A 15171-nucleotide genomic window follows, 5' to 3' on the forward strand; every position below is an offset into this window, starting at 1 on the left:
GAGCAATTACTCTAATTTAGATGAGTTATAGGTCATGTCAAGGGGGTAATCGATAACTGACAATATCACATGTCAAATTTAAAAAACATAAAAAAATGCAACTTTTTGCATTATAAACAAAAATATTATTTATTTTTATAAAACAATATCTTATAAAGATATTTAAAGGCTTGCTGTAATTAATTGCTTGGTATATTCAGTTTTAGGGTCATTAAATAACTGTTCAGTTAGCTGATATTCAACAACTTTTGCATGTCGTAATACCATCACTTTATGACACAGTGCTTTGACCACATTTAAATCATGACTAATAAAAATATAGCTTAGGTGCTCTGTTTGTTGTAAACGTCGCAATAATTGAATCATGGCTTTTTGAGTCGTTCGATCTAAGGCGGACGTTGGCTCATCTAAAATTAAAAGTTTAGGTTGAACCACTAAAGCTCGTGCTAGAGCAACGCGTTGACGTTGTCCACCCGAAAGCTCGTGCGGATAGCGGTGTTGAAAGTCTTCAGCCAACTCAACTTTTACTAAAGCAGATTTAACTTGCTGTTTGATCTCGTGATCAGCTACAGCTTTCACTTTTAAGCCTTCAGCAATAATCTGCCCTACCGTCATACGCGGGTTTAAACTACCAAATGGGTCTTGGAAAACAATTTGTAAGTCTGACCTAATCTTACGCAAAGCTTTTTGTTCTAAGTGGTTTATGTCTTGCCCTAAAAAGATAATTTGCCCCTCACTTTTAATTAATCGAATCAGAGCCAAAGCCAATGAGGTTTTACCCGAACCACTCTCCCCCACAACGCCTAATGCTTCGCCTTGGGCAAGCTCAAAGCTTACATTTTCAATAGCAGTGGTATAACCCTGTATTCGATTAAAGAAACCACGTCGTATTGGATATTTAACATTGAGTTGTTGAACAGATAAAATTTTATCACTGGAGAAAAGTGGTTCAGCAAAATCAAGATCATGATCTAACAGTTGCTGAGTATAAGTTGAAGTTGGGTGTTCAAAAATCTGTTGAAGCTGACCTTGCTCTACAACTTGTCCTTCGTGTAATACAATCAGCTCATTGGCATAACGGCGTACCAAATTTAAATCATGGCTAATCAAAATTAGCGCCATGCCATATTTACTTTGCAAAGACCTCAGTAACTCTAAAATTTGCGTTTGTAAAATCACATCAAGCGCGGTAGTTGGTTCATCTGCAATTAAAATTTTAGGTTGAAGCGCTAGCGCAGCCGCAATCATTATCCGCTGTTTTTGTCCACCCGAAAGCTCATGCGAATAGCGTTTTAAAATATGCTTTGGATTAGTAATTCCTACGTCTTTTAATAATTGAATTACCTGCTGCTGAGCTTTTGCCTTTGACCAACCTTGTAAAATGAAATGTTCACCGACAATTTTTTCAACACGATGCAATGGGTTTAAAGCCGTAGAAGGATCCTGAAAAATCATGGCAATTTGGCGGCCACGTATATGTGTTTTTGTCTTTTCATCTGTTTCTAAAATATTTTTTGAATTAATAATAATACGACCAGATGTTTTTAATTTTTCTGGTAATAATCCCATCATCGCCAAACAGCTTATTGTCTTACCTGAACCACTTTCCCCTACAATTGCAAGCGTATCTCCAGCTTGCAAATTTAAATTGAGACCCTCCAATAAAAGCTGATCTTGTGTAGAGATTGAAAGGTTTTCTATATTTAGCAATGTAGCATCTACATTTAAGTTATTTTCTTGGGTCAAATGCATCGCGTGCCGCCTCCCCAATATAAATTAATAATGACAACACAAAAGCCAAGCTAAAAAAGCCCGATAAAGCCAACCACGTTGCATCTAAGTTATTTTTACCTTGCAACAACAACTCACCTAAAGAGGCAGCATCTGGCGGTAAACCATAGCCCAAGAAATCGAGTGCGGTTAAAGCAATAATATTAGTAGTCAAAATAAAAGGTAATTGCGACAGGCTAGAACTTATGGCATTTGGCAAAATGTGCTTAAAGATAATTGCTCTATCAGTTACACCTAAAGCCTGAGCCGCACGCACATAGTCAAGTTGACGCGCTTTTAAAAATTCGGCACGGACAATTCCTACCAGTACAGTCCAGCTAAAGAACAGCATAATAAAAAATAGCCAATATACATTTGGGGTAAACATGCTGACCAAAATCATGACCATAAAGAGCATGGGTAAACCATTCCAGACTTCTACCAGTCGTTGTCCCAACAAATCAACCCAGCCACCATAGTAGCCTTGTATAGCGCCCACAAAAATACCAAGTAGTGCTGCACAAGCTGTTAAAGCCAAGCCGAAAAGTAATGAGACTCTAAGCCCATAGAGAATACGTGCAAGCACGTCTCGCCCTTGGTCATCTGTCCCTAACCAGTTCTGCTTAGAAGGTGGCGATGGCACAGGTACAGCCAAGTCTAAATTAGGAGTCTGGTAAGAAAATCTTATAAGGGGCCAAATTGCCCATCCGTTATGATTGATAAGCTCTTGTACAACGGGGTCTTTATAATCTGCTTCTGTTTCAAACACGCCACCAAAAGTAGTTTCGGGATATGATTTAAAAACAGGCAAATAATAAGCGTCCTCATATTTCACCAACAATGGTTTATCGTTAGCAATGAACTCAGCAGCTAAAGACATCGCTAAAATGAGGCTAAACAAAACAAAGCTTGCCCAACCTAATTTATGTTGCCTAAACTTTTGCAGCCGTGACTGCACAATTAAAGACATTATTTGCCTCCTTGTGCGTCAAAGTGAATACGCGGATCAATCCATTGATACAGCACATCGCAAATAAGTCGTAAAAGTAGACTAAACAGCGTGAAGAAAAACAATACGCCGAAAATAACCGGATAGTCTCGTTGAACAATCGCTTCAAAGCCCAACAACCCCACACCATCTAGGTGAAAAATAATTTCAATAAAAAGGTTTCCGACAAAGAAAATACCAGCTAAAGCCTCCGGCAATCCGGCCAGTACGACTAAAATAGCATTACGAAATATATGTTTATATAAAACTTGCTGGCTATTTAAACCTTTTGCATAAGCTGCCAAGACATAAGGTTTATTGAGTTCTTCTAAAAATGAATACTTAGTTAAATAAGTTAGGCTCGCAAAACCACCTAAAACCATCGTAATAAGTGGTAAAGTCATATGCCATAAATAGTCCGTAATTTTTCCGAAAAAACTCAATTGATGAAAGTTATCTGATACTAAGTTTTGCAATGGAAACCAGTGAAAATATGACCCACCCGCAAAAAAGACAATAAGTAATATAGCAAATACAAAACTTGGCACCGCATAACCCACTACGAGTAACAATGAAGTAGAGCGGTCAAACCAAGAACCTTGTTGTTTCGCTTTTTTAATTCCAAGTGGAATTGAAATAAGATAAATCAGCAAAGTGCTCCATAGCCCAATCGAGATCGACACAGGCATTTTTTCCCAAAGCAACTCAACTACTGGTTTATCTTTAAAAAAGCTTTGTCCAAAGTCTAAAGTCAAATAGCCCTTTAACATCAGTAAAAAACGTTCTACTGGAGGATGGTCAAAACCGTATTGTGCTTTAATTTGCTCTACCATTTCGGGGCTTAATCCTTTAGCACCCTGATAGTACATTTCAGTACCTAATATCCGCCCTGCTCCTACGCCACTTTCTACCTCATGGATTGCTTGTTCTACAGGTCCACCCGGCGCAATTTGCACGACCACAAAGTTGATCAATAAAATAATGAACAACGTTGGAATCATTAAAAGAAGTCGCTTAAGAATATATGAACCCATATAACAGGATTTCCTTTAGATACGTGCTTTTATTGTTGATGTAAATATTGGGCAACTTTTTTGGCTTGGTTTGCATTACTCCACCAATACTCTATACCAGCCGAGAGTACGGGTTTCACTTTAGGTTGCTGATACATATTCCAGTACGCATACCAATAATCCCCTTTCCCATAAGTCGGGATCTGGTAATATCCTGCGCGAAGCAATCGGTCGAGAACATGAGTATAAGTGATTTGCTGATCACGGTCTTTGGCAGTCACCAGTTTTGAAATGACTTCATCAATAACCGGATTACGAATACCAGCGTAATTATAGTTACCATCTTGAACTGCTGCGGCACTTCCCCAGAACTGAGCCTGTTCATTGCCCGGATTTAAAGATTGCGGCAAATTCATCGTAGTCATGTCAAAGTCATAACGGCGTGTACGCTCTAAATATTGCGGCGCATCAACCTGCCGTAAATTAATATTAATTCCTAATTTTTTTAAATTTCTTACAAATGGCATCAGTGTTCTTTGTTTGCCATCTTGCTGAATGAGGAACTCAATTTTTACAGGCTGGCCTTCAGGAGTATATAACTGTCCTTCTTTAATTTTATAGCCTGCTTGAATGAGTAATTGTCTTGCGATTAATAAGTTTTGACGGTTAAAACCACTGGCATCCGAGACAGGATATTTCCAGTCTGTCAAAACAGCTTTTTGCATGACTGGAGAAAGCTTTGGCAAAAGAGGCTTTAATATAGTGAGCTCACTCTTTGAAGGACGACCTGTTGCTGCCAACTCACTATTTTCAAAATAACTTTGTAGTCTTTGATATTGTCCATAAAACAAAGCTTTATTTTGCCATTCAAAGTCATAGGCATAGGTTAAGGCTTGTCTAAAGCGAATATCGTTTAAAGGTTTTCGCCGTGTGTTAAACACATAACTTTCAGTTGCAATCGGATTATGGTGTCTAAACTTATATAGCGTGATTAAACCTGATTTTACCGCTGGAAACTTGTAGTCAGTGACCCATTTTTTTGGATTAGTTTCTTCATGCAAGGTATATTGCCCAGATTTAAAACCTTCGAATGCAATGTCCCAATTTCGGTAATAAACATACTTTAAATGATCGAAGTTATAGCGCCCTTTATTAATAGGTAGGTCTTTTGCCCAATAATTCGGATTACGTTTATAACTAATACTTCGACCTGCATCAATTTTCTCAACCACGTAAGGCCCTGAACCTATAATCGGTTGCAAAGTAATACGAGTAAAGTCACGGTTCTGCCAGTCTGCTTTTGAGTAAATCGGTAAACTCGCCACAACAAATGGCATTTTTGGATTATGGCTAGACTTAAAAGTGAATTTAACTTGGTGAGGATTTATAACTTCTGTTTTTCCCAAGTCTGCAAGATACATTTGCAGGCCAAAATTAGATTTGGTTTGATAGGTATCAAAGCTAAATTTTACATCCGTTGCTGTTAAAGGTTGTCCATTACTAAAGCGTGCTTTTGGATTTAAATAGAAGGTAATCGATTGCGTTCTTTCTGGATCATAGGAAACTCTCTCGGCTAAAAGTGGGTATAAAACTCCAACTTCATCGAGTGACTGAGTCATTAAAGTATCAAAAAGATAATTTACCCCTTCTGTCGCATTTCCTTTCCCATTCATGCTGTTTAAGTTATCAAAAGTCCCTTGCGCAGCCCGACTCAACACCCCACCTTTTGGCGCATTTGGATTGGCATAAGGCATAGCAGCCATTGCAAGGTATTTAGGCTTAGAATGAATGGCGATATAAGGCGTGATTTGCTGTGCAGAGAATACAACTTGTGAAAAAACACTGAGCCCGACTAGCAGGCTCAGTTGAGAATATAACTTTTGCATAAAGTTCTAATTATTCTATAAATTAGGCACTTTAATAATATCGCCAATACGTAATTGAGTCGACGGTGTTAGGTTGTTGAGTTCCGCCAGTAAAGTGGTTTCTAGGCCATATTTACTTGCAAGACCAATTAAAGTATCACCACGTTTAACTTTGTATTCCACTACAGTTTTTGGAATTACAATATTTTGTCCGCGCTGTAAGTTTGCATTTGCTTTTAATGCATTCATTTCAGCAAGTTCACGAACTGAAATACCTGCACGGCTTGCAATCGTATGTAACGACTCGCCAGCTTTAACCGTATACTTTTCAGTATTTTTTCCTGGTGCAACAGGTTTAGCTGCTGATTTCGCCGTATCAACTTTTGCTGTTTCTACTGGTGGCACATCACCTGTTAATTTTAACCGTTGACCAACACGCACACTGCTGTTACGAGATAAACCATTCAATGAGGCAAGGTAATCTAACTGCAAATGATAGCGGTTGGCGATATTCCCTAAGCTATCACCAGATTTGACCGTATAAGTCTCTGGCGTTTCTTCTTTGACATTTTTAGTCGTAGCTTTGCTCGGCGTTTCAACCTCACCTGTCAATTTTAAACGCTGACCAGCACGAACACCTGCTGTACGCGACAAACCATTTAAATCAGCCAAATAACTGGTTTGTAAGTTATATTTAGCTGCAATCGCATGCAAGCTATCGCCAGATTGAACAACATAGTGGTCTGGAACACTTACACCAGCAGGTACTTTTAAGTTTTGACCAAGCTGTACATGGCTATTGGCTTTTAAGTTATTTAGTTCAGCAAGTTCAGCTAGGCTAATTTTAGACTTGGTCGCAATGCTTGATAATGTATCGCCACGCTGTACTTTATAACTTTCAGTTTTATACGACGGACCTGCTGCAAGTTTTTCATATTTGCCAGAAGCTTTGTTGTCATCAGATTCATCAATAGCAGCAACTTCTTTTGCAGGTACATTAATTTTCTGGCCAGCCATTAAATTACTACCAGCTGACAACCCTGGTGTTAGCTCTGCCAATTCCTGATTAGATAATGCATAACGATCTGCAATTAACTTCAAATACTCGCCGCGTTTAACTGTATAGCTCTTTGTTGCAATACGACGTGTACTTGCCTGAACAGCTTTAGGCTCTACCTTAGCCGAATTACGGTTGCCTTTAGGCTCTTTCAAATGCAGCTTTTGACCAACAAATAAGCCATCACTGACAGATAAATCGTTATATTCAGCAAGCTGTTTTACTGACAAATTAAATTGATTTGCCACGCCTGTTAAACTGTCATTTGCTTGAACAACATATACATCAGGTTTAGCTGCTGATTTTGTCGTAGACTCAACCTCTTGCGGTTTAGCATCATACAAATACAGGCTAGTTCCTACAAATAGAGTCTTTTCAGGATCAATCTGGTTCCACTTAGCAACATCACGCCAGTTCACACCATTTTTCATTGCAATAATTGCTAATGTATCACCCGGTTGTACAGTATAGGTACTACGCTTACCTTTAGGCTGTACAACGACAACATCAGTATCCGTTTTAATGTAAGGCTTATCTTTATTACGCTGACCATCTTCAGAGTTCGCAACACTTGCATCTTCAGCTAAAGTTTTCGGGTAAGCAAAGCCTTTACTTAACTCTTTACCTTGCTGTTCAGCAACTGACAAACTCGTTTGAATCGCAGTTAGCTTAATTTTACCGTCATAAGGATCAACAATTTCGGTACCTTGCGGTGCAATTGCTTTTAGCTCGGCAACCACTTGGTCTTTTTCAGCTTGTGTAGCTTGCGGCTGTAAAGCTTGCTCAACTGTTTCCTTCTCACCTTCAGCACGAACTGCCGCTAAAATTTTCTCACGCTCAACTGCTGAAATTGGTGGTTCTGTTCTTACAGGTTTTACATTGGTCGCAGGTGTGACTGCAACTGGAATACGCGGTGCACTAGGTACATCAGCTGAGGCAGCAAAAGCCGCTAAAGCATCAGATCCACGAGGTGTAGAAGTTTTTACCGTTACAGAGCTACTGGTTGTTTTGCTAGGTGTAGTTGGTCTTACAGGCTGAACCTGTGTCGCCGGTGTAGTTTTAACAGTAACTGAAGTTGAGGTGGTTGTAGTTGGTTTAGATGGAGATGTGACATTTGCCCACCAACCTGAACTGCTACCACCAGCTTTCATGGCTTTTAATTTGTTATCAACTGACGGGCTTACATCAGCTGGAATTAAAATACGCATTGGGCTTGCAGGGTCTACTGTTTCACCACGATAGCCTGGGTTTAATGCATATAGCTCAGCACGGCTAAGACCAGTTACTGATGCAATTTCATTTAAAGACAATGGTGCAGATAACGTGACTTCACGGAAATGGGGTCTGTTTGCAATCGGCGGTAATGAAACCCCATAAGCACGCGGATTTTTAATAATTTGAGCAACTGCCAAGAAACGTGGAACATAGTTCATGGTTTCTTGTGGAAGTTTTAATGACCAGTAGTCCGTTGGTAGACCAGCAGCCTGATTTCGGTTAATCGCTTGTTGAATACGTCCTGGACCAGCGTTATAAGCTGCTAAAGCCAACTCCCATGAACCAAACTGGTTATATAAGCTTCCTAAAAACTCATACGCAGCACGTGTAGATTCAACAACATCACGACGACCATCGTACATACCCGTTTGTTGTAAACCATAAATACGACCAGTACTTGGAATAAACTGCCATAAGCCCGCTGCTGCTGCACTACTTGTTGCAGCAGGGTCATATGAACTTTCAATCACTGGTAATAATGCAAGTTCGGTTGGAAGACCACGGCGTTCTGCTTCTTTCACAGTATGATATAAATAACGACTTGCGCGAGCACTTAAACGGTCAAGGTAGGGCTGACGTGAGATAAACCAACTACGCTGCGCTTCAATGCGTGGATCCCAATGATTGAGGTCCATTTTGAAGCCTACAGCCATACGCTTCCAGACGTCACCGTGTTTTAAAATAAGTAAACGGTCACCTTCTACAGCACGCATATCCGTTGCTGAAAGTAAATCTTCTAACGAGTCCAGACTGCTTGCATCAAGATAGCCTGCTCCACTGACCTGTTTTGTTTTCGAGGTTTTTGCAGATTGCGGAGTCGAAGAACAGCCTGTTGTAATACCCAACGCAGCTAAAGCAGAGCTAAGTACTGTAATTTTGAATAATGATGCTGCAGATGGCTGCCACACAAATGTGGTTGGTTTATACATAAAAACTTCCAAACAACTCGCGTAATATTTCTTGGGGTCTGCCCACAAACCCTAGGTCTTCGATGCCATTGTAGTAAAGCATGCAAGATAGACAAGGCAATAATTTAATGTCATTTGCATGGAAATGTTACAAGAAATTAAAAAAAGCTTGCTTTGTAACGATGGAACCGAACTTTTTGCGTATACAATACACCATATTCAGTTCTTTTTCTTTCAGTTTAGGTTTCGATTTATGTCTCAAACAATCACACTGTATGTTGATGGTGCATGTCGTGGCAATCCCGGTTTAGGTGGTTGGGGTGCATATGTCATTACTGAACAGGGTGAACATAAATTATTTGGCGGCGAACCCGACACAACCAATAACCGTATGGAACTTACTGCGGCTATTGAAGGAATTTCTTTTTGCCCTCCTGATGCACAATTAATTGTCTGGACAGACTCAAATTATGTAAAGCAAGGCATTACAGAATGGATTCATGGCTGGAAAAAGAAAAATTGGAAAGATGTTAAAAATCCTGACCTATGGCAAAAACTTGATGCTGTTTGCGCAGGTAGAAATATTGAGTGGAACTGGATTAAAGGCCATGCAGGACATCCTGGCAATGAAATGGCAGACCAACTTGCAAATTTAGGTGCAGATAAAACAGCTCAAGAACTCAAGCAACCACAGTCTGTCGCTGCACCGCAAGATATAAAAAAGCCTGAACAGGACTGGTTGCTAGATGACCCTTTCGGGTTTGATCTGGTTGAAACAAGCGAAGATGAAAATGTGGCTCTCGAACCATCACAAGAAGTTGAGATGAATACTTTAGACGAAGAAGTAAATGAGATTGAAGCTGTAGAGCAACAAACAAAGCAGCAAAGTAGCAATATTCATCCTCAAATTGTTGTTACCGAAGCAAAGCTTAAATTACAAGGCCCTCGTCAGCTCATTCTCGATACTGAAACGACTGGTTTCTATTTCCAAGATGGCGACCGTATTATTGAAGTCGGCGCAATCGAAATGATTAACCGTAAGCTTACAGGCAGTTCGATTCACATTTATATTAATCCTGAAAAACCAGTGGGTGAGTCAGAAAACATTCACGGTATCAGTGATGATTTCTTAAAAGATAAACCTGTCTATGCGGACATTGCAGATACTTTATTTGAGTATCTAAAAGGCGCAGAAATTATCGCTCATAACGCAACCTTCGATATGAACTTCCTCGATATGGAGTTTAGACGTGTTGGGTTACCTGCTCTTTCAGAAGTTTGTGAAGTTACCGATACCTTAGCTTTAGCCAAAAATAAGCATCCTGGACAGAAAAACTCACTTGATGCATTAGTTAGACGTTATGAAATTCCAGCGCGCGACCGTACCTTCCATGGTGCGTTACTCGATGCTGAAATTCTTTCTGATGTTTACTTGGCAATGACTGGTGGTCAAGTTTCCTTTGATATGGATGCGCTCTCTCAAAGCGAAAGTGATCAACAAAAAACAACCAAAGCTAGAATTCAAATTGATTTACCCGTTATTTACCCTTCAGATGAAGAGTTGAACATACATGAGACTTGGGTCAAAGAATTTGAGAAAAAACATGGAGAACCTTGCTTTTTTGCAAAATAAATTTTTGATTCTCTAATGTTTTTTTAGTTTCCCCTTTTGCAAGTTAAGTTATATTAGTTGTATAGATTTTTAGCTCAAAATATTGAGCCATGACGAATATAACAATTGATTTTTTTTGCAAAGGGGAATTTTTATGTCTGAGCATAATTCGATTCAATTTGATCCAACAGCGTTACTTATTATCAAGAATGAAATTGATAACTCAATAAAACTGGTGGAAGGTGCTGTAAGTACATTAATTGAAGAGCAGGCTCTCCCTTTTGGTATTGATGATGCATTAGAACAATTTAAACAATGCACTCAAGTATTACGCCTCATTGATATCCCCTATTTAGCAAAAATCACTCAATATTCAACCGAGTTGATGCAAAAAATTATGGCTAAGCCCGAACACATCAACACCGATGAGGTTGTTGCTCTAAGTGAAGGCACGACTATGGTGAAACGCTATATTGAGTTTATTTGTTTACGTGAAGTTGAAGTCCCTCAGTTTCTTTTGGACACTCTAAACAATTTAGAAAAAGCCTTAAATAAGCCATTAACCTCATCTGGCCAGCAGATTTCTGCAAACCTTACAACAACATCACTTGAGTTACCGTTACCCGAAGTGCTCATCAATGAAAAAACTCAATTTATCCATCAGCTTTATAAATTATCTTTGCATCAGTTTTTAAATAAAACTGAAAGTGCTCGAGACTTTCAGGCATTCAAACTTGTTGGTAGCTATTTAATCAGTATGGCTCATGGTCAACCAAGCCAACAATATTGGCAATTAGTGAACTCCGCCTTTAATCATATTGATGAACTTGTTTTAAATGATGCTCGCTTACGTGTATTGATTAATCTTGAAAATGCTATAGGCCTATTTTTAGCATCGCCAGAAAGCTTTGAAGCAAAATTAACTGCTCTGGCAGATATCATCAGTATTGTAATTGGACAAGAAGATCAACTCGCAAAGCAAATTCGTGGGCAGCTAAACATTGGTCATGAGTTCCTCACCGACACTCAACTTAAAGCACTGAGCCAACATTTGTATGGTCCAGACTTTGATACCATGCAAACGGTCAGTCAATTAATCTTAAGCGAAATGAATAAAGTTCGTAATGATATTGAATATAACTACCAAAACATGTCGCCAGAAAAGGCTCAGCAACTTCAAAGCAGCCTTATGCAGCTTGCTCATACTTTTAAATTACTTAACTTGAATGAAGCTGCTTCAGAGCTTTCCCAACAAGCCAGCAGTTTAAGTCAAATCAATATATTGAGTAATGAAAACTATGCTCAGCAACTCATGAAGAGCATTTTATCTGCTATGAACGCTATTGGTATTTTAGTACGCAATTATTCATCCAACCGTCTACAAATTCGTGTGAACAACACTAATATTTCTTTAGATCGTTTAGATGAAGCACATGAAATGTTATTAAATGAGACAAAAAATTTAATCGATTTTGTATGTCAAAGTTTGACTTTATATGCCAACGATCAAACACAAAATATTGAAGCGATTGCAGGCTCTTTAAAAGAATTGGCTGGCGCGGCTGAATTTTTAGGAAGTACGGTTCAACAAAATGCTTTGCTTGAAACTGCCAAGTTTGTACAGCAGCAAATCGAACAGAACCAACCTTTTAGTCATGACCAGATTCACTGTATTTTTAACGTATTAGCTGGACTAGATATGTTAGTTGACAATTTAAAAAATAAACAGCCTGTTCTACAATCCATGTTTGATGTAGCATTGCTAAGTAGTCAACAACTTCAAAAAAAGGCAGCTTAATGTCTGAATTATCACTTGCTTATATTTTTCATCACCAACAATTATTGGTTGACCAAAACTTTCAATTACCCAAAGTCGAAAAGTTAGCAAGTGATCTGCTTTTCACTCATGACGAACAGGTCATTGCACGTGACTTGCTGAGTGAAGAAGCTATACCGGAAGGTCTGCAACTCGTTCCAATTCGTCAACTTATTTCCAACTGGTCAAAAGAGCAATTTTTACAGGCAAGTCGTGCTGTACAGTTGCTCGAATGGCGACGTAATCACAAATTTTGTAGCCACTGTGGACACGCTACCGAAGTCCACTCAACCGAATATGCAATGGTATGCCCTGCTTGCGGTTATCATCAGTACCCTCGCGTAAACCCATGTATCATTACTATCATTACTAAAGGTGATGATGAAATCTTATTAGCAAAATCAATTCACAATAAAACCAACATGTATGGTTTGATTGCAGGTTTTGTCGAAGTTGGCGAAACTCTTGAAGAAGCTGTTCAACGCGAAGCTTTAGAAGAAGTGGGGCTTAAACTCAAGAATATTCAATATATGTCAAGTCAACCTTGGCCGTTTCCAAGTAATCTTATGATTGCGTTTAGAGCTGAATATGAGTCAGGTGAAATTTCTTTGCAGGAAGATGAAATTGCCGATGCGCAGTTCTTTAAATTTGATCAGCTTCCTGAAATTCCATTTAAAGGCAGTATTGCACACGCAATGATTACGCAGATTACTCAAGCAAAGTAATCTGCGCGCTCTCAAACAGATGTTTTAGAATACTTCATCAAGAAAGTGCAAAATGGTTCGTTTTGTTCTGAAGTAGTGACTTACAAAACTCGATAGACTGGCCAAAATCGTTATATGGCCAGTTTTAGGGATAATAGCAATATGACTATGATTTCCCTTCTCTCTAAGGGCTTGATCCATATCCAAAGTATTATGCTGCTTTACGAGCTGATCATTTTCAGCCATGAGTAGATAATGCTTAATATTATTTTGTTTTACAAAATAATAAGGCATCACCTCTTTATAAGAAACACCTTGATCAAAAGCATCTTCAGCAAGCGGATCACCCTTATAATCAAAATGATACGGACCAGCTAATCCGACTATTGCCTTAATTTTCCCTAAACATTCAATCTTAGGTGAGTCAGGGTGATAAACAGCCGACATTACATTAAATGCACCTGCCGAATGTCCCATAAGCACAATATTCTCAGTCGAGATTTCGTGTTTTTCCTGATTTTGATGCAAATAATTTAACGCTTGCGTTAAGTCATCTACATAACTTGGAAAAATATTTTTTGGCGCAAGTTGATAGTTAATGACAGCAACGTCATAACCTTCTTTTGTAAATGCTTCGCCAATAAATAAATAGTCTCGTTTATTACCATGTTGCCAAGCACCACCGTGTACAAAAACAATGAGTGGTCGATGAGCTAAGTGTTTAGTAGAACGATAAATATCTAGACGATGGCGAGGCTTTAAGCCATAACGCACATTTAAAACCTGCTCAAAACCATCTTTTGGTGTAAAACGGTTTAAAGCAAAGCTCCCCAAATCATACAGGCGGAACTCCTTATAAAGAGTTCTCGCCTGCTCAATTTTGCTTTGTAATTGTTCAATCAGGTTCATATTTTATTGTGCAGTAGATGATGCTGGATCTGTTTGGTCCGGATCAATTGCAACAGGAGTTTGAACTGTTGGTTGAGCAAGAACATTATTAATTACCGGCGTAGTTGTTGTGTTGCCAGTCGATGCTGCCGGAGCAGGCGCTAAATCAATGTTATCAATAAGCGTTACAATCTTAGTCACGTTACCGACATTTTGCAGCACATTGTTTAAGTCATTAATTTCAGCTGTGTTTAAACGACCCATTACATATAAAACACCATCTTCGGTATGGACCAGTACTTTACTGTCCGATACAACTGGCGCTTTCATTAATAAAGCACGTGTATTTGCGGTTACCCCAGCATCTTGCATGATCGTGTTATAGCTTACTTTGTTACCCACTGTAATATAGTTATGTACAGCTTTCACATCACTCATGGCTTTAACGTTATCTTCTGCCAACTGTTTCAAGTATGGGTCTGGCACCTGACCAGTTAACAATACTGTGCTATGGAAGCTTTCGATGTTAATACGAGATTGTTTAAAACGCTGATCAAGCTTATAGAGGTTAATATTCGCTGTACGCTTAATTGAAGAATCAATAAATACTTGGCCTAAGCTACGTACACCACTATCTGTTCCAACTGGAGCTGTACCTGTTCCACCAGAAATAAAACTTGCGCAACCTGACAAACTTGCGACACAAAGCGCTGTTACAGCAATACGTTTCAACACTCCACCAGACTCCTATCAATCTCTTCTTGGCTTGATCATAAACATCGGTTTTAATTTGCTCAAAAGAGTAATGAACTCTTAATCCAAAGTAAATGCATTTTCGATCCATTGCAGATCATAATGGAATTTCGAAAAGTCTTGCTGTACTGTTTTTGCAATTTTCTGTGGAAAATCAAAACAAATCACATCAAAACGACAATAAAAATCCTGATAAGATGGGTAGCGCTGTAAAAACCTCATCGCCGTCTTAATTATTTTTTTCTGTTTACTTAAAGTCACCATTTCACAAGCTTGACCATAATTTCCCTGCCCTCGCGCTTTTACCTCAACAAAAATCAATTCGTTACCGCGTTTTACAATCAGATCGACCTCTCCACGGCGTGAATGATAATTACTAGCGACCCATTCATAATTTTGTTCTTTTAAAAGTTTTAGTGCTGTTTGTTCAGCCCATTGGCCCAACTGCTGTGCAACTAACATGATTTTTTTGTTTCCCCTTTTTTAAATGTAAATGCTCTTAATACCGATTCTGCGTTTTTA

At 38.9% G+C, this 15171-nt stretch carries 11 protein-coding genes; 3 read left to right on the forward strand and 8 right to left on the reverse strand.

Features of this window, described 5'->3' with window-relative positions; genetic code table 11:
* Positions 1–162: 162 nt before the first annotated feature.
* From F984_RS13085 to F984_RS13105, 5 genes are read right to left on the reverse strand one after another with little or no spacing between them, the layout of a single operon-like run.
* Positions 163–1752: an ABC transporter ATP-binding protein gene (locus F984_RS13085; RefSeq protein WP_004709971.1), complete on the reverse strand. Its 1590-nt coding sequence runs from the start codon at positions 1750–1752 to the stop codon at positions 163–165.
* On the reverse strand, positions 1730–2740 hold the full coding sequence (locus tag F984_RS13090; protein WP_004709974.1) for an ABC transporter permease: 1011 nt from the start codon (positions 2738–2740) through the stop codon (positions 1730–1732). Before F984_RS13090 ends, F984_RS13085 begins: the two co-directional genes overlap by 23 nt.
* Complete coding sequence (locus F984_RS13095) at positions 2740–3792, reverse strand: microcin C ABC transporter permease YejB (RefSeq protein WP_004709975.1); 1053 nt, start codon at positions 3790–3792, stop codon at positions 2740–2742. Before F984_RS13095 ends, F984_RS13090 begins: the two co-directional genes overlap by 1 nt.
* A 29-nt stretch (positions 3793–3821) precedes the next feature.
* Positions 3822–5657, reverse strand: a complete 1836-nt coding sequence (locus F984_RS13100) for an extracellular solute-binding protein (protein WP_004709979.1) — start codon at positions 5655–5657, stop codon at positions 3822–3824.
* 15 nt (positions 5658–5672) lie between these two features.
* Complete coding sequence (locus F984_RS13105; protein ID WP_004709980.1) at positions 5673–8897, reverse strand: lytic transglycosylase; 3225 nt, start codon at positions 8895–8897, stop codon at positions 5673–5675.
* Positions 8898–9129: 232 nt separating this feature from the next.
* On the opposite strand from F984_RS13105, the gene dnaQ reads away from it, so the two are divergent.
* The 3 genes from dnaQ to nudC all read left to right on the forward strand — a co-directional run bounded on the left by dnaQ (position 9130) and on the right by nudC (position 13029).
* Complete coding sequence (gene dnaQ / locus F984_RS13110; protein WP_004709982.1) at positions 9130–10509, forward strand: DNA polymerase III subunit epsilon; 1380 nt, start codon at positions 9130–9132, stop codon at positions 10507–10509.
* 133 nt (positions 10510–10642) lie between these two features.
* Positions 10643–12286, forward strand: coding sequence for a hypothetical protein (locus F984_RS13115; RefSeq protein WP_004709983.1), 1644 nt, complete (start codon positions 10643–10645; stop codon positions 12284–12286).
* The gene (nudC, locus tag F984_RS13120; RefSeq protein WP_004709985.1) at positions 12286–13029 is read left to right on the forward strand and encodes an NAD(+) diphosphatase; all 744 of its coding nucleotides are present in this window, start codon (positions 12286–12288) and stop codon (positions 13027–13029) included. The genes F984_RS13115 and nudC overlap by 1 nt, the downstream gene beginning before the upstream one ends.
* Positions 13030–13053: 24 nt before the next feature.
* Here the strand turns inward: nudC and F984_RS13125 are convergent, their stop codons facing one another.
* From F984_RS13125 to F984_RS13135, 3 genes are all read right to left on the reverse strand, one after another.
* Positions 13054–13917, reverse strand: a complete 864-nt coding sequence (locus tag F984_RS13125) for an alpha/beta hydrolase (protein WP_004709987.1) — start codon at positions 13915–13917, stop codon at positions 13054–13056.
* Between the two features lie 3 nt (positions 13918–13920).
* Positions 13921–14631, reverse strand: a complete 711-nt coding sequence (locus F984_RS13130; RefSeq protein WP_004709989.1) for a BON domain-containing protein — start codon at positions 14629–14631, stop codon at positions 13921–13923.
* 78 nt (positions 14632–14709) lie between these two features.
* Positions 14710–15111, reverse strand: coding sequence for a YraN family protein (locus F984_RS13135; RefSeq protein WP_000959396.1), 402 nt, complete (start codon positions 15109–15111; stop codon positions 14710–14712).
* Positions 15112–15171: the final 60 nt, after the last annotated feature.

Source organism: Acinetobacter nosocomialis NIPH 2119, assembly GCF_000368085.1.
Classification (GTDB): Bacteria; Pseudomonadota; Gammaproteobacteria; order Pseudomonadales; family Moraxellaceae; genus Acinetobacter; species Acinetobacter nosocomialis.